The sequence below is a fragment of the Stenotrophomonas sp. STEN035 genome (genome assembly GCF_056759935.1).
Genome location: NZ_JBRRDY010000007.1, coordinates 87,095 through 103,270 on the forward strand (window position 1 = coordinate 87,095; position 16,176 = coordinate 103,270).

Sequence of the window (16,176 nt, forward strand, 5' to 3'; positions counted from 1 at the left end):
TCTTTCAGAGCCTCGCGCGTGCGGGCTTCGCCCGGTGCAAGTTCAATGGCCTTCGGGTAACTGGCAATCGCCTGATAGCGCTGTCCGTTGGCACGGCAGGCTTCGCCTAGGCTGCCATGGACACCGGCGTGGGCCGCGCCGGGCTGAGATCGGGCCGGGTTTGATAAGCCGTTGCCATGTACGGAAAAAGTACGCTGGCATGACGCAGCCCTCTTGTCGTCATGCCTGCTTGGACAGGATTCGCTGCTGCAGATTCACTTCGTAGCTGGCAGGAATTCGCGGCAGTAGTGGCGGATGATTACCTCGCACCAGAGAGGATCGCGCTTCGCTCGCTCAACGTCCCAAAGCTGCAAGAATTCCTGCCTAGCGTTGGCTCGGTCACTGTCGAGCATACAGAGAACTTTGAAAATTGAGAAAAAAAACCGATCAGAACGAAAATGATCCCGCCGGCCGTTCCGTAACCAAAGCTTCCAGCTAACTCAAGTACAAGCTCTTGCATCTACCCCCTCGCCTTCACTAGCTGGTTCTCATTGAATCATGGCCGGGCTTCCCGACTGTTTGGTCCCGGAAGTCTTTGATTAGGCAACTGCCTGATGACGCGCACCTTAGTCACCTACCAGCGTGGTAATGCTCAACCCATTCCACGGACTGTGCGATGCCGCCGAACGGGAAAATATGCAGGCTCACTGTTCCATGTGCTTCCGTCAGCCCGCTGGCCAGGCGATCAACAAACCGATCCGGCCCGGCCGTTCCAAACAGCCTGCCGATCGAGATGCCGTACTTGGACCAGATCGCTGCGCTCGCACCGACACCGCACATCGCCGCATAGCGCGCGAGCACCGCAACGCCTGCTGGACCTGGCACCCCCACGCGCACCGGGTAATCGATGCCCCGCTCGCGCAATGCTGTCAGCCAGGTCAATACGATGTCGGCATCAAACCCGAACTGGGTGACGATCACCGGCGCCATGCCCCGACTTTCGATGCTGCGGCATTTGCGTTCAACCATCTCCCAGCGCTCGCTTTCACTCATCACCGGGTGTCCTTCAGGATGCCCAGCCACGCCAACGAGCTTGATGCCTGAGCGTTCAAGCACGCCCGTTTCAATCAATGACGCGCTATCCGCAAAAGGCCCCTTGGGGCCGGGCGAATCCCCGGCAATCACGAAGCAACGCTCGACACCGGCCTCATCGACCGCACGAGTGATGAATGACTCCAGCTCGGCCAGTGAAGCAATTCGCCGCGCCGGGATATGCAACATGGGTTCAAAGCCCAATCCACGAATTGCCGCAGCAGCAGCCAGTCGTGCGCCATTGTCTTCACTCGTCAGGTAGGGAATGAAGACGGTTGAGCCGGTTGCTATCCGGGCAGCGGCTGCAGTAAGCGCTGGAATAGCTTTGCCACTCACTTCCAAGGAATAGTCAGCGGTGATGTTGTGCGTGGACATTGGCATATCGTGATGATTCAAGGGTCTTACCGTGATGCATTTCAAGTGAGCGCCCGGCCCCACTCTTTCTGATCGAACGTTTGAGGCAAGGAGCGGAAGATTGGATAGGGGCAATCGGGATTCAACGAAGCGGCTTATCTGCCGACCCTTGCCCAATGGTCGAGGCAGCCACCGCGGTTGAATGCCGGGCCAGTTCGATGAAAGCGCGCACGTAATCGATGCTGGTGTCCGTTTCACGCGCGCCGAGGAAGATCTGTTTGGCGATCCCGCGTGCACCCAGCCGCACCGGCACCACATCCATCCTGCTTGCATATTCCTCCACCAGCCAGCGCGGCAACGCAGCCACCCCACGGCCACTGGCCACCATCTGCACCATGATGTCGGTGGTTTCGATAGCTTTGTGCCGCCGGGGCGTGATGCCCGCAGGCAACAGGAACTGGCTGTAGATATCCAGGCGCTCGATGTCCACCGGATAACTGATCAGGACCTCGCGGGCCAGCTGCTGCGGCTTCACGTAAGCCGCCGACGCCAATGGATGGTCCTTGGCCACGACCAGCACCTGCTCGTAGTCGAACACAGGCTCGAACTTCAGGCCCGGCTTGAACAAGGGGTCGGGCGTGACCAGCAGGTCAATCTCGTAGCCAAACAGCGCACCGATACCGCCGAACTGGAACTTCTGCCTGACGTCCACGTCCACGTCCGGCCAATCAGCCAGATAGGGCGACACCACCTTGAGCAGCCATTGGTAACAGGGGTGGCATTCCATGCCGATACGCAGTGCACCGCGCTCACCCTGTGCGAACTGACCCAGGCGCTCTTCGGCCAGGTCCAGTTGCGGCAACACCCGGTTGGCCACCGCCAACAGATATTGCCCGGATTGGGTGAGCCGCAGGCTGCGACCTTCGCGCAGCCAGATGTCGGTACCCAGCTGCTGTTCGAGCTTGCGGATGCTGTGGCTCAAGGCTGACTGGGTCAGGTTCAGCACGCCCGCTGCGGCAGTCAACGATCCCTGCTTTTCGACCTGCTGGACGATGCTCAGATGGATGCGCTCAAGCATATGAATGAATTTTCTTCATGGAATTGTGAAATTAAACCATTTTACGTCATGAAGAACCGCAACTAGGATCGAACCTCACCAGCCGCTCCATTCAGCTGGCTGACGATCCAGACCTCTTGAAGGCAGACATGACCCACCCTCCCCCACTTCGCGTCGTAGCGGTTTCCGGCGGCCTGCAGCGTCCCTCCAAGGCCGTGGCTCTGGTCGAACATCTGTCCAACCTGATTGCTGCCGAGGTCTACTGCGAAACCCAACTCGTCGAGCTGGGCCAACTCGCCCCTCACCTTGCCGGTACGGTCAGGCGCAGTGAGCTGCCCGATACGGTGGAGCTCGGTCTGTCGGCAGTCGAGCAGGCTGATGTTCTGGTGGTGGCCACGCCGGTCTACCGTGGCTCGTACACGGGGCTGTTCAAGCATTTCTTCGATTTTGTTGACCAGGATGCGCTGATCGACACGCCTGTTCTGTTGGCCGCCACGGGCGGCAGTGAGCGCCATGCGCTGATGATCGACCACCAGTTGCGACCACTTTTCAGTTTCTTCCAGGCTCGCACCTTGCCGCTGGGCGTGTACGCGACCGACAGGGACTTCGCGGGCCACGAACTGGAGAACAAAGACCTGATCCTGCGCGCCAAGCTGGCGGTCGAACGCGCATTGCCGGTTCTTGAGCTGACCCGTCGCACGGCAACAAGCGCCACCAGAGTCATCGCCGCAGCCTGAAAGCGAACTCCCCCGCCGAATCAGCATGACGCTGTGCTGGCCACTATCCGCAGAACCTACGGTAGCGCACCACAATGAAAGACAACTTTGAATTCAGCATCAAGCGCATCTGCTTCGATGAAAACTACCAGCCATTGGACAGTACCCGGCTGACAACCAACTTCGCCAATCTGGCCAGGGGCACCAGCCGCCAGGAAAATCTGCGTAATACGCTGAAGATGATAGACAACCGATTCAACAGCCTCGCCGATTGGGACAACCCGATGGGAGATCGCTACGCAGTCGAACTTGAAATCATCTCGGCCGAAATGGACGTATCGGGCGTAGACCAGACCGATGCATTTCCGCTGATCGAGATATTGCAGACAAGCATCGTTGACCGCCAGACCAAGACACGCATCGAAGGAATCGTAGGGAACAACTTCTCTTCCTATGTGCGTGACTATGATTTCAGCGTGTTGTTGCCGGACTACAACAGCAACCGCACCGTCTTTTCCACACCGGATGACTTTGGTGACCTGCACGGAAAGCTGTTCAAGCACTTCGTGAACTCGCTTGCCTACAAGGAAAGCTTCAACAAGCTTCCAGTGATCTGCATCAGTGCGTCCAGCAGCAAGATCTATCACCGCACCGCCAATCAGCACCCGGCACTCGGTGTGGAGTACCTGCAGAACGAGCTGTCTTCAACCGATCAATACTTCGCAAAGATGGGAATGCAGGTCCGCTTCTTCATGCCGCCGGACAGTGTTGCGCCATTGGCGTTCTATTTCTTCGGCGACCTCCTCGGCGACTACACCGACCTGGAACTGATTGGCACCATCAGCACAATGGAGACCTTCCAGAAGATCTATCGGCCTGAGATCTACAACGCCAACTCCGCGGCAGGAAGTGTTTACCAGCCCAGCCTGAAGCACCAGGACTACTCCATGACAAAGATTGTCTATGACCGTGAAGAACGCAGTCAGCTGGCGATCAAGCAAGGACGCTTCACCGAAGAGCACTTCATCAAGCCGCACCGGCAGACGCTGGAACAATGGGCCGCTGCCTGCCCGCTCTGATCATTCCAAAGGAACTCGAAACAAATCGCCATGAAGAATTTGTTGCCCACCTCTACCGCTGGCAGCCTGCCAAAATCCGCCTGGCTTGCCCAACCCGAGAAACTCTGGTCACCGTGGAAGCTGCAGGACGAGGAATTGCTTGAAGGCAAACAGGATGCCCTGCGTCTCTCGCTGCACGAACAGTTGCAGGCAGGTATCGACATCGTCAGTGATGGTGAGCAGACACGCCAACACTTCGTCACCACCTTCATCGAACACCTCGACGGCGTTGACTTCGAGAAGCGCGAGACGGTCAGGATCCGCAACCGCTACGACGCCAGCGTGCCAACCGTCGTCGGCGCGGTCAGTCGGCAGAAGCCAGTCTTCGTCGAGGATGCCAGGTTCCTGCGCCAGCAGACCAGACAGCCGATCAAATGGGCCTTGCCCGGCCCGATGACGATGATCGACACGCTCTACGATAATCACTACAAGAGTCGCGAGAAGCTTGCCTGGGAGTTCGCCAGGATCCTCAATCAGGAAGCCAGGGAGCTGGAAGCAGCAGGCGTCGACATCATCCAGTTCGACGAACCCGCCTTCAATGTCTTCTTCGATGAAGTCAATGACTGGGGTGTTGCCGCACTTGAGCGCGCGATCGAAGGGCTCAAATGCGAGACTGCCGTACACATCTGCTACGGCTACGGCATCAAGGCCAATACCGACTGGAAGAAGACCCTGGGCTCGGAGTGGCGCCAGTACGAGGAATCCTTCCCGAAGCTGCAGCAGTCCAACATCGACATCATCTCGCTGGAATGCCAGAACTCGCATGTTCCCATTGACCTGATCGAGCTGGTACGTGGCAAGAAGGTAATGGTAGGCGCCATCGACGTGGCTAGCGACATCATTGAAACCGCCGAGGATGTGGCCAGCACCCTGCGCAAGGCACTGCGGTTCGTTGATGCGGACAAACTCTATCCATCCACCAATTGCGGCATGGCGCCGCTGCCCCGCCACGTGGCCAGAGGCAAATTGCATGCGCTCAGTGCCGGTGCAGAGATCGTTCGTCGCGAACTATTGGCCTGACTTATGCAGCCCGGGTAAGCGCAGCGAACCCGGGACAAGGATTTGACGGCCTCAAGAAGCTAGCCTCCACGCCAGCGCTGGGTATCCACCAAATCGCATAGACCGTGCCTTGGGTTGCAAGCCACGGTCAGCCGCGCGCACGCCGGTAGTGCATGACAACTACGCCGTTGTGCAGCGGCATCGCTGAAACCAGCTCCAGATGACGTGTACTGGTCAGCCCGCGCTGGTAAAGCGTCGGGCCGTGCCCGGCAATCCTTGGGTGGACGAGGAACTTGTACTCGTCGATCAGGTCCAGCCGATCCAGCTCGGTAGCGAGCATGCCGCTACCGAGGAGCACGCCGTTGGGCGTTGCATTCTTGAGTTCTTGCACGCTTGAGCGTAAGTCGCCGACGATGTGGTGGCTATTAGTCCATGGGAAGTCCATTCGCACCGACGACACCACGTACTTTGGCTTGGCCTCCAGCTTGATGGCCCAGTCACGCATCGCCTGAGTGGCGTCTTCTTCGCCGCGAGCGACCGCCGGCCAGTAGCCCTCCATCATCTCGTAGGTCACGCGGCCCCAGAGCATCGCTCCAGCCTCATCCATAAGGCGACTGAAGAAGGCATGCGTCTCCTCGTCGGCGATACCTTCCTGGTGGTCAACACAGCCATCCAGCGTGATGTTCAGGCTGAAGGTTAGAAGTCCCATGCGAGCTTGCTCAGAGTTGGACGTTCCATTGGATTGTCGCTTGTGGGCGGGCGCATTGCAGCACAGTGGTTGTCTCCATGCCGTGATCAGCCAACACTTGCATGCCCCCGGTAACTGACGTGGCCAGGATGATCTGGGCAACATAGTAGAGCGGCAGCCCCCAAAGCTTGTTGCTGGCACCCGGTGCCACGAAACGGTTACGGGCAACAGCGACGTCCGAGGTCGCAAACATCACCGCGCCAACTGCAAGCAGCCACATTCCGGAGGCCGCGCTTGCGGCAATCGCCAAGGCGCACATGGCAACAATAGCTGTCACGTATGCCGTAACCGCGACGCGATATATCGCTTTCAGGTGGCTCCAAAGCCATGCAAGAACTGCGATTCCGAGACAGGTCATGAGGGCCAGCCCTGCCACCAATGCCGTGCTGGAAATGGGCAGGGATGCAAACGCCACCGCGTAAGCCACATGCGCAAGCAGGAAGCTGGCCAGGCCAAGGAGGAAGAGACGGCTTTTCTGGGACAACAGCAAGACGTCCCCCACCCAACCAAGCCCGAGCCCCATCAGGATCAATTGACCATAGCCCGATGCTGTCGCCCCAAGCTTAAGCGCCAAAGCCAGGAATGCTGTACTGGCGACGATTTTCAGCAGGCCCTTGCCGATCTTCCAGCCGCGGAACTCACAGACGACCAGCGCGGCACAGGCACCAAGGCAAACGAAGATTGCGGAGCTTATTGCGGTCACCATGGTGGGATGTCTGGCTATGAGGCAGGTACGAAAGTGTGAATTGGCGGATGCGACTACGCCGACCATAGCCCAAACGAGATCCCTGGCGGCTTTCACTCCAAGATTGCCTTGGCCAGCATCCCATAGGCAACGGGCCCGATCTCGACCGCCGAACGGGGATCTCCGTGTTGATGCCCCCGCCTGAGCTTGCTCATCACATGGTTGAGCTATTCTTCGACCCAAGAAGCGCGCTCCAGCACTCCGCATCGCTCAGCCAAGCCGCCAGGTCGCCGCCCGCATGTCCAGAGTCGATCCAACTTCTGTTGACGAAATGCCCCCGGGCGTTGCCGCCAGGCGAACGGTCCGCTGGTGGATGGGGGAACGGAGCACCATCTTCGACAGCGTCGCCGAGGAAGTGCCCGTTGCGATGCGTTACAACGATGTGCCGTTCTCGGTAATGATGGCCACACCGTCAGATCTTGAAGATCTGGCGCTGGGCTTCTCCCTGACCGAAGGCCTCGTCACCGATGCCTCCGAGTTGATCGGGGTCGAAGTGAGCCCCTGCATCGAAGGCATCGAGATTCATATGCAGGTGACGAGTTTGGCCCCTGCGGCTTCCCTGCCAACAGCTGGCCGTACGCTCCCCGGGCGCAGCGGGTGCGGTTTGTGCGGTGCACGGCTGCTGGAGGACGTCATGCGCCTGACACCACCGATTGGGAGCCGCTCGACATTCCCTGTGGCCTCATTGCGATTGGCCCTGTCGTCGCTTCCCAGAATGCAGCCCATGAACGTGGCAACCGGTTCCACCCATGCCGCTGCCTGGGTGGAGCCAGACGGTCGGATCACGCACGTTCGAGAGGATGTGGGACGGCACAACGCACTGGACAAGCTGGTTGGCGGCCTGCGTCGCGGTTCCGTATCGACCGAAGCAGGTCTGGTCCTCCTATCGAGCCGGGCCAGCTATGAAATGGTGAGCAAGGCAGCGCACGCTGGCATGGCCGTTGTTGCCGCCGTTTCCGCGCCGACGGCACTTGCGATCGACCTGGCGAGCGCGGCCGGTATCTGCCTGATCGGTTTCGCCCGCCGTGACCGATTCAACGTGTACTCACATCCAGAGCGATTGCTTGGATTTGACTAGGGAATGCCGAGGCACAGGAGGCAGCGAACAGGCCAATGCCAGAGAAGCACGTTCTGGAAATCACATGGAACCAACATTCAGACGCTCAGTGTTGCAGCCATGGCTGGGAGTGCCGCATTGACCGGGATGAAGTGCGGCTGCCACCACCCGGGAAGTCCGCTTGATGATCACTTCGTCTCGACTTGATTCTGCGTTGCTGGCAAAAAGCAGCCTTTCCAGGCTCGCATCGCAAGTGACCAGATCGGATCCTGCTGGCCGGGCCACGGATTCAGGCTGTCCCTCCCCTTCCTTGATGTGCCAATACAAGAGTGAGACATCACCATGAGCGAGAAGGACGTCCCCGGTATTCGCAAATATGATGCTCCGGCAGGCGGCTGGGGGGCGCTGCGGGCAACGGCCAAGGCGATCAGTGATCAGATGGCCGCCCCGGAAGCTGCGATCACGCTGTTCCGGACCAACAAGCCGGAAGGCTTCGATTGCCCCGGCTGCGCGTGGCCTGACCGCAAGCACACCTCGACCTTCCAGTTCTGCGAGAACGGCGCGAAGGCAGTGACCTGGGAAGCCACCAAGAAGCGGGTCACCCCGGAGTTCTTCGCGGCAAATACCGTTTCTGCTCTTCTGGAAATGACAGATTTCCAGCTGGAGGACCAAGGGCGCCTGACCCATCCCTTGGCCTATAACCCGGATAAGGACATCTATGAGGCGGTGGAATGGGATGAGGCGCTCACCCGTATCGGGCAGATCCTGCGCGAACAGCCAGACCCGAACATGGTCGAGTTCTACACTTCCGGGCGCGCCTCCAACGAGGCTGCTTTCCTGTACCAGATCTTTGCCCGCGAATACGGAACCAACAACTTCCCCGACTGTTCCAACATGTGCCACGAGGCCACGAGTGTTGGCCTGCCGTCATCGATTGGGATCGGCAAGGGCACCGTCTCCCTGGATGATTTCGACGCCTGCGAGCTGATCATTTCCATCGGGCACAATCCTGGGACCAACCACCCCCGCATGATGGGTACGCTGCATGAGGTTGCACGCCGCGGCGCTCCCATCATCGTGCTCAATCCACTGCGCGAACGCGCCCTGGAGCGCTTCGCCGATCCGCAGGACCCGCTGGAGATGGCGACGCTCGGGGCAACGGAGATCGCCTCTTCCTATCTGCAGCCGCGCATAGGCGGCGATGCCGCAGCACTGAAAGGCATCATGAAGGCCCTGCTGGAGATGGACGCTGCCGAGGGCGGAGACGCCAGGGTTCTGGATCGCGCGTTCATTGAAGAACACACCCGGGGATTCGACGCCCTCGCCAAAGACCTTCAGGCGGCGAGTTGGGACGGAATCGTGTCCGAATCAGGCTTGCTTGAGGACGACCTGCGCAAGGTCGCGCAGGCCTATGCCAAGTCCAACGCCACCATCATCACCTACGGCATGGGGATTACCCAGCACAGCACGGGCACCAGGAATGTCCAGCAGATTGCCAACTTGCTGCTCCTGCGTGGCAACTTCGGCAAGCCCGGCGCGGGTATCTGTCCATTACGTGGGCACTCAAATGTGCAGGGGGACCGCAGCGTCGGCATCACCGAAAAGCCCAGCGTCGCGATGATCGACCGAATCGAAAAGCGGTTCGGCTTCCGCGCGCCAGGCGAGCATGGCCACGATGCCGTTGCTGCCATGCAGGCCATCATCGAAGGCCGCTCGACCGTACTGATCTGCCTCGGCGGAAATCTTGCAGTCGCGCTACCTGATGGCGACGCCTGTTTCGCTGGCATGCGTAGCCTGGAGATGTCGGTACACGTTGCGACCAAGCTCAATCGTAGTCATCTGCTGGTCTGCAAGAACACTTTCATCCTGCCCTGCCTCGGCCGAACCGAGCTGGACATTCAAACCACCGGGCCGCAGGCGGTCACCGTGGAAGATTCGATGTCGATGGTGCATGCATCGCGGGGCAAGCTGAAACCCGCCTCTGAGCAGTTGCGTTCAGAGCCGGCAATCGTTGCTGGCATCGCCAGCGCAACCCTGCCATCGAGTCGCGTGCAGTGGATGGAAATGGTGGCCGACTATGACCTGATACGTGAAGCCATCGAAGCGGTGTTCCCCGATTTTTCGGACTACAACGCCAGGATCCGGATTCCCGGTGGCTTCCGCCTGCCTTTGCCACCTACCGAACGCATCTGGCGCACCGCATCGGGCAAGGCCGAGTTCCTCCGCTTCCCGGGACTGGCTGAAGACCCAAAACCCATCGACAAGGCGGTGCTGAAGCTGGCCACCATCCGCAGCCACGACCAGTACAACACCACGATCTACAGCCTGGATGATCGTTACCGGGGCGTCTTCGGCCGTCGCGATGTCGTGTTCATGAACGAAGCGGACATGAGCGAGCGCGGAATCCAGCAGGGGGATCGGATCCGTATCAGGACAGCGCTGGACAACGAGGACGACAGGGTTCTGGAAAACGTCATTGCGGTCAGCTACCAGATTTCCCGTGGCTCGGTAGCGACGTATTACCCGGAAGGGAACTGCCTTATCCCATTGAGCTACATCGACCCTGCCAGTGGCACGCCTTCCTACAAATCAGTGCCGGTGCACATCAGCCGGGCGTAGTGCTGGCCCTACTCGACGTGCTCCTGCGCAGCCAGTGAATGCCCAAGGTTGCACCTGCCACCGCGGGCAGGTTCGGGTTCCTTGGTCGGCGCGACAAGGCAGGCCCGCTTACGACCTTGTTGTTGCATCACATCGATACGCCGACGATCACGCTGGATGCATTGAACAGCACCACCACCGGGCCGCCTTCCTCCAGCTCCAATGCGGCTGTCCCGGCCCGGGTGATGACGGCAACCACACTACAGCCGTGGCCGATATCCACCACCACTTCGTCGTTGACGGCGCCTTCGGTGATGCGCGCCACCGTGCCGCTGAACTGGTTGCGTGCCGAACACCGCGTGCCTTGGCCCTGCGCCAGCAGCACCGACGATGCCTTGATCAATGCATAGGCTGGCATGCCAACCTCCAGCCCCAACGACTCCATGCTGCCGTGGGTGATGGTCGCCACGACCGTGAGCCCAGGCGCGACTTCAATCTGCACTTCATCGTTCACTGCACCGGCGGCCACGGCGCTGATTCGGCCGTAGAACTGATTGCGCGCACTCGTGATCATTCCGATCCTCCGTATCAAAGCCATGTCCTCATCCAATCCGGCGGGAATCTGCTGGGACTGCAGGAAGGCGCGGTGCGCACGTTCAAGCTGCTCGAAGCGCGCGACCAGTTGGCGCCCGCGTTCGGTCAACTGAGCACCGCCGCCGCCACGCCCGCCGACGCTGCGTGCCACCAAGGGTTCGCCGGCTGCCGTGTTCATGGCATCCACGGCGTCCCAGGCGTTCTTGTAGGTCATGCCCATCCGCTTGGCGGCCTGGCTGATCGAACCGCAGGCATCGATGAACCCCAGCAAGGCGAAGCGGCCACGGCCGCCCAGACTTTGCCCCGCAACGTTCAGCCATAGGCTGCCTTGCAGCTCAAGCATGGGGTCGGTCTCGCTCATCTGGTCTGGTCCCTGCTGCGGTAGCGGCGGTCAGTGTAAGCCGGGCGCCATCTCCACCCCGCTTGATATCGATCAAGGACGCTCCGGCGCTCCCCCCTGAGAATCCCTGCATCGGTCACGAAGTTGACCTCACCGTACCGTTATATCATCTTGGATATAGCGAACCCGAGGATTGCGAATATGCGCACCTGCCGTTTCGTTCTGCCGCTGTCAGCCCTTCTGCTTCCCCTGTCGGCCGCAGCTGCCGACACAGCGACTGCTCCGCCGGTTTTCACCTTGGGCAGTGTCGATGTCCATGCCGAGCGCGGCACCTCTCCCACTGTCGCCGAGCGCAACCTGGACGCGGACCGCATCCAGCAGCTGGACCGCAACACTGTCGGAGAGGCAGTCAGCGTGCTGCCGGGCGTCAGCCTGGCACGCAATTCGCGCAACGAGGACATGGTCTACCTGCGTGGCTTCGATCCCCGCCAGGTGCCGGTATTCCTCGACGGCGTCCCGCTGTACGTGCCGTACGACGGCTATGTCGACTTCGGTCGGTTCACCACCTTCGACCTGGCCCGGATCGACGTCGCCAGTGGCGCTGCCTCATTGCTCTATGGGCCCAACATCCTCGGCGGGGCGATCAACCTGATCAGCCGGCGGCCGGAGCGGCCATTCGAGGCTGACCTGCGGCTGGGCGTCGCCGATGGCGGTGAGCGCAAGGCAGCGGTCAACCTCGGCGGACGCCAAGGTGATTGGTACTACCAGCTCGGTTGGTCAATCCTGAAGGCCGATGAGTTCCCGCTCCCGGATGGGTTCGTCGATTACAAGCGGGTGCCTACCGATACCGGCGATGACCGCCGCAACGCAGACCGCGAAGATCGCCGCCTGTCATTCAAGCTCGGCTATACGCCGCGTGAGGGCGATGAATATGCCATCGGCTACGCGCGCCAGGATGGAGAGAAGGGCAACCCGGTGTACACGGGAACCGCACGCAGCGGCATCCGTTACTGGCGCTGGCCATGGTGGGACAAGGACAGCCTGTACTTCATCGGCAATACCCAGCTCGGTCAGCACACGACCTTGCGCACCCGCCTCTACCGCGACACCTACGGCAATGGGCTTGAGGCCTACACCGACGGCAGCTATCAAACCGCGCTGGACAACACCAGTTTCCCCAGCATCTACGACGACAAGACAATCGGCGGCTCGCTGACCCTGGCCAACAACGCCCTGCCCCGCCAGCAGCTGCAGCTTGCGTTGCATTACAAGCAAGACCAACACATCGAGCGCAACCCGCACTCGCCGACCAAGGACTTCCGCGATGTCACCACCTCGGTGGCAATCGAAGACCGTATCGCACTGACTGACACCGCGCACCTGCGCGCAGGTCTGGGCCATGACCGTCGCGAGGCCAAGCGTGTCTACTACTGGCCGACCGGCAGTGCCGATGCCACCAATGCCGTTCTGGAGTACGTGCAGCAATTGGCACCGGAGCAGCAGTGGTATGCCAGCGCCGCTCGTCGCACACGCTTCCCCACCATCAAGGATCGTTACTCGGCGCGTATGGGCGCCGCACTGCCCAACCCCGACCTCGCCCCCGAGCATGCCACCCATCTCGAACTGGGCCTGCGCGGTAGCTGGTGGCAAGGCAGCCAACTGCAGGCTGCGGTGTTCCACAGCCGCATTGATGACCTGATCCAGACCGCCGTCGTTGCCTCGCCTGAGTGCGGCGGGCGCACCTGCAACCAGGCGCAGAACATTGGCCGCGCCCGCAACGTCGGCATGGAGCTGGGCTTGCAGCAGCGCATCGGTGAGGACTGGGACCTGCAGGGAAGCTACACCTGGTTGCGGCGCACCAACCTGGAGAACCGCGATGTGGCCCTGCTCGACAGCCCGCGCCAGCGCCTGTTCATGGCCGTTGGTTGGCAGCTGCTGCCGCAGTTGCGTCTGCAGGCCAGTCTGGAAGCCGAACAAGGGCGCAAGGTCAGCTATGCCGATACCACTCGTCCGGTGCGTGCCCTGCCTGGCTTCGGCATCGGCGGGCTGAAGGCGAGCTGGTCACCGCGCGGCAACGTCGGCTTTGACCTGGGCGTGCGCAATATCGGCGACAAATGGTACGAACTGGCCGATGGCTACCCCATGCCCGGCCGCACCTGGTTTGCCAACGCCAACTGGAGGTACTGAGCATGAGCAGCACGCAGCCCGCACGCATCGCCGCCATCGTGCACGACGGCAACGGTGAGCCCGATGGACTGCTGGCAGCTTTCGCAGCACGCCAGCTCGCAGCCGGGCACCGCGTCCGTGGGCTGGTGCACCTGCCTCATGCGCCAACAGCCACGGGCAAGCACATGGTGCTGATGGACGTAACCGATCCGCAGTCCCGCTACCCCATCAGCCAGGCGCTGGGCGCTGCTGCCTGCGGCTGCAATCTCGATCCGCGCGGCATTGCCGATGCCAGCGTGGTACTTCGTCGTGCCGCGCAGGAACCGGCGGCGCTGGCAATTGCCAATCGGTTCGGCACGCTCGAGTCGCAAGGCGGCGGCATGGCCGACGAACTGTTGGCGCTGATGCTGGCCGGGATCCCGCTGCTCACCGCAGTGAAGCTTCCCTATCTGGAAGCCTGGCGCGCGTTCACCGGTGGCATGGCGGTTGAGCTTCCCGCCACCGACGCGGCCCTGCAGCACTGGTGGGATAGCTGCCGCCAGCAAGATCAGGAGGCGATATGAAACGTCGCGCCCTGTTGCAGGCCTTCGCGCTGGCTCCGCTGCTGTTTGCAGGAAGTCGACTATTGGCAATGCCCGCACAACGCCTGCTGCGCCTGGGCGAACCGAAGGGCATGCCGCAGCGCGTGTTTGCCGCCGGTGCGCCAGCAGCGGTGCTGGTTGCGGCGATCGCGCCGCAGCGTTTGCTGGGCTGGCCCATGCGGGTTTCGCCAAGCGCGTTGGCGCTGCTGCCCACGGCACTTCGCGGCCTGCCGATGGTTGGCCGTCTTGCCGGACGCGGCAGCACCGTCAGCCTGGAACGCCTGCTTGAGCTGCAACCGGATCTGGTGCTGGATGCCGGTGATTTCGACGCAAGCTACCGTGATTCCGCCGAGCGCGTGTGGCAGCAAACCGGGATTCCGGTCGAGCTGGTTGCAGGACGCTTGCCCGATCATCCTGCACAGCTACGCCATGTCGGCAAGCTGCTTGGTGTGACCGCGCGTGGCGAGGCGCTGGCGCAGGCAGCGGAGGCACAGCTGGCGTTGGTGCGCGAGGTGCTTGCCGCCCTCCCTGCTACCTCGCGTCCGACTGTCTACTACGGGCGCGGCAGCGATGGGCTGGAGAGTGGTCTGTCCGGTTCGATCAACACCGAGGTCATCGAGTTCTGCGGTGGCCGCAATGTTGCTGCCGCGGCTGGCAAAGGGGGGCTGGCACGTGTCTCGCTGGAGCAGCTGCTGGCCTGGGACCCGGACGTGATCCTTACCCAGGACGCCGCATTTGCCGCAAGCGCGGCACAGGACGCACGTTGGCGCAGCCTGCGTGCGGTGCGCGAAGGGCGCTTGCACTGCGCACCGTCACTACCGTTCGGTTGGCTGGATGGCCCGCCCGGCGTCAATCGGCTACCAGGCTTGCCGTGGCTGCTGTCGCGGCTGCATCCCGGTGCATCGCCGGCGCTTGCACCGGCAGCACTGCGCACGCGCATCAACGCGCTGCATCAACTGCTTTGGGATCAGCCGCTACCAGCAGACGTCGCGCGCAGCCTGGATGGTCGCCAATGACGATGCGCCCGATGCCGCGCTGGGCGTGGCATGCCGGTGGCTGGGTGCTGCTGGCGGCATTGATCCTGTTTGCATTCTCGGTTGGCCAGTTCCCTGTATCGCCGACACGCGTGGTGCAGGCGATAGGCTGGCAGCTGTTTGGCATTGGCGAGCCAAGTCCGCCCGCTGTGCATGCGGCGCTATGGAACATCCGTCTGCCGCGCGTGATCGCGGCCGTGCTGATTGGTGCGGTGCTGTCCGCTGCCGGGGCGGCGTATCAAGCGATGTTCCGCAATCCTCTGGTCTCGCCCGACATTCTTGGTGTCTCCGCGGGTGCCGGGCTCGGTGCGTCGCTGGCATTGTTCCTCGGTCTGCCATTGTTGCTGGTGCAGGGCTTCGCCTTCGCTGGCGGGTTGACTGCGGTCGGTCTGGTCTGTCTGGTGGCAGCGCTGGTGCGTCGGCATGAACCGATACTGGTGCTGGTGCTGGCCGGCGTTGCGGTGTCGGCACTGCTGGGCGCCGGCATTTCGCTATTGAAGCTGCTTGCAGACCCTTACACCCAGCTTCCTTCAATCACGTTCTGGCTGCTGGGCGGATTGAATGCCGTTGTCCTTGATGATCTGCGCGTCACCGCACCGCTGCTGCTGGTCGGGTTGTTACCGCTGCTGTTGCTGCGCTGGCGCATCAACCTGCTCAGCCTCGGTGATGAGGAAGCCAGCGCATTGGGAGTAGCGGTCACACCGCTACGCTGGACGCTGATTGCCGCGGCAACACTGTGCACAGCGGCTGCTGTGTCACTGGCCGGCATCATCGGCTGGGTCGGGCTGGTGGTGCCGCACATCGCGCGTTTGCTGGTAGGCGCCGATTTTCGCCGGCTGTTGCCGGCCAGCCTGCTGCTGGGTGCCAGCTTCCTGCTCGCCGCCGACACACTGGCGCGGACCTTGGCGCCGATAGAACTGCCGCTCGGCATTCTCACTGCCTTCGTCGGTGTGCCGTGTTTCCTGTTGGTGCTGGCACGTAGCGAGAGCCGGGCATGA

The 16,176-nt window shown here is 61.5% G+C and carries 14 protein-coding genes; 9 read left to right on the top strand and 5 right to left on the bottom strand.

Annotated elements, in window-relative coordinates:
• Window positions 1-609: 609 nt before the first annotated feature.
• A complete protein-coding gene (locus ACVOLL_RS05510; RefSeq protein WP_481512027.1) occupies window positions 610-1,452 on the bottom strand; it encodes a methylenetetrahydrofolate reductase in 843 nt (280 codons plus the stop codon).
• A 115-nt stretch (window positions 1,453-1,567) separates the two neighbouring features.
• The gene (locus ACVOLL_RS05515; RefSeq protein WP_481511978.1) at window positions 1,568-2,503 is read right to left on the bottom strand and encodes a LysR family transcriptional regulator; all 936 of its coding nucleotides are present in this window, start codon (window positions 2,501-2,503) and stop codon (window positions 1,568-1,570) included.
• Window positions 2,504-2,631: 128 nt separating this feature from the next.
• Here ACVOLL_RS05515 and msuE point away from each other — a divergent pair, with 128 nt between their 5' ends.
• From msuE to ACVOLL_RS05530, 3 genes are all read left to right on the top strand, one after another.
• Window positions 2,632-3,219 (top strand): FMN reductase, encoded by a 588-nt coding sequence (msuE, locus tag ACVOLL_RS05520; RefSeq protein WP_481511979.1) that lies wholly within the window; start codon window positions 2,632-2,634, stop codon window positions 3,217-3,219.
• Window positions 3,220-3,293: 74 nt separating this feature from the next.
• Window positions 3,294-4,277 carry a DUF1852 domain-containing protein gene (locus ACVOLL_RS05525; protein ID WP_481511980.1) on the top strand — a complete coding sequence of 328 codons (984 nt, stop codon included), beginning with the start codon at window positions 3,294-3,296 and terminating at the stop codon, window positions 4,275-4,277.
• Window positions 4,278-4,307: 30 nt separating this feature from the next.
• Window positions 4,308-5,336, top strand: coding sequence for a methionine synthase (locus ACVOLL_RS05530; protein WP_481511981.1), 1,029 nt, complete (start codon window positions 4,308-4,310; stop codon window positions 5,334-5,336).
• A gap of 127 nt (window positions 5,337-5,463) precedes the next feature.
• Here the strand turns inward: ACVOLL_RS05530 and ACVOLL_RS05535 are convergent, their stop codons facing one another.
• Together ACVOLL_RS05535 and ACVOLL_RS05540 are read right to left on the bottom strand one after the other, a co-directional pair.
• Window positions 5,464-6,024 carry a dihydrofolate reductase family protein gene (locus ACVOLL_RS05535; protein ID WP_481511982.1) on the bottom strand — a complete coding sequence of 187 codons (561 nt, stop codon included), beginning with the start codon at window positions 6,022-6,024 and terminating at the stop codon, window positions 5,464-5,466.
• A 10-nt stretch (window positions 6,025-6,034) separates the two neighbouring features.
• Window positions 6,035-6,769 (bottom strand): lysoplasmalogenase, encoded by a 735-nt coding sequence (locus ACVOLL_RS05540; protein ID WP_481511983.1) that lies wholly within the window; start codon window positions 6,767-6,769, stop codon window positions 6,035-6,037.
• Window positions 6,770-7,046: 277 nt separating this feature from the next.
• Here ACVOLL_RS05540 and fdhD point away from each other — a divergent pair, with 277 nt between their 5' ends.
• Entirely contained in the window at window positions 7,047-7,886 is an 840-nt protein-coding gene (gene fdhD, locus ACVOLL_RS05545) for a formate dehydrogenase accessory sulfurtransferase FdhD (protein ID WP_481511984.1), read from the top strand.
• Between the two features lie 321 nt (window positions 7,887-8,207).
• On the top strand, window positions 8,208-10,484 hold the full coding sequence (locus ACVOLL_RS05550) for an FdhF/YdeP family oxidoreductase (RefSeq protein WP_481511985.1): 2,277 nt from the start codon (window positions 8,208-8,210) through the stop codon (window positions 10,482-10,484).
• Window positions 10,485-10,611: 127 nt separating this feature from the next.
• Here the strand turns inward: ACVOLL_RS05550 and ACVOLL_RS05555 are convergent, their stop codons facing one another.
• Window positions 10,612-11,418, bottom strand: coding sequence for a TOBE domain-containing protein (locus ACVOLL_RS05555; RefSeq protein WP_481511986.1), 807 nt, complete (start codon window positions 11,416-11,418; stop codon window positions 10,612-10,614).
• A 180-nt stretch (window positions 11,419-11,598) separates the two neighbouring features.
• Here ACVOLL_RS05555 and ACVOLL_RS05560 point away from each other — a divergent pair, with 180 nt between their 5' ends.
• Genes ACVOLL_RS05560 through ACVOLL_RS05575 form a run of 4 tightly spaced genes read left to right on the top strand, consistent with a single transcriptional unit; the run spans window position 11,599 to window position 16,176 of the window.
• Window positions 11,599-13,584, top strand: coding sequence for a TonB-dependent receptor plug domain-containing protein (locus tag ACVOLL_RS05560; RefSeq protein WP_481511987.1), 1,986 nt, complete (start codon window positions 11,599-11,601; stop codon window positions 13,582-13,584).
• A gap of 2 nt (window positions 13,585-13,586) precedes the next feature.
• Window positions 13,587-14,126 carry a DUF2478 domain-containing protein gene (locus ACVOLL_RS05565; protein WP_481511988.1) on the top strand — a complete coding sequence of 180 codons (540 nt, stop codon included), beginning with the start codon at window positions 13,587-13,589 and terminating at the stop codon, window positions 14,124-14,126.
• On the top strand, window positions 14,123-15,160 hold the full coding sequence (locus ACVOLL_RS05570) for an ABC transporter substrate-binding protein (protein ID WP_481511989.1): 1,038 nt from the start codon (window positions 14,123-14,125) through the stop codon (window positions 15,158-15,160). Before ACVOLL_RS05565 ends, ACVOLL_RS05570 begins: the two co-directional genes overlap by 4 nt.
• The gene (locus ACVOLL_RS05575) at window positions 15,157-16,176 is read left to right on the top strand and encodes a FecCD family ABC transporter permease (protein WP_481511990.1); all 1,020 of its coding nucleotides are present in this window, start codon (window positions 15,157-15,159) and stop codon (window positions 16,174-16,176) included. The genes ACVOLL_RS05570 and ACVOLL_RS05575 overlap by 4 nt, the downstream gene beginning before the upstream one ends.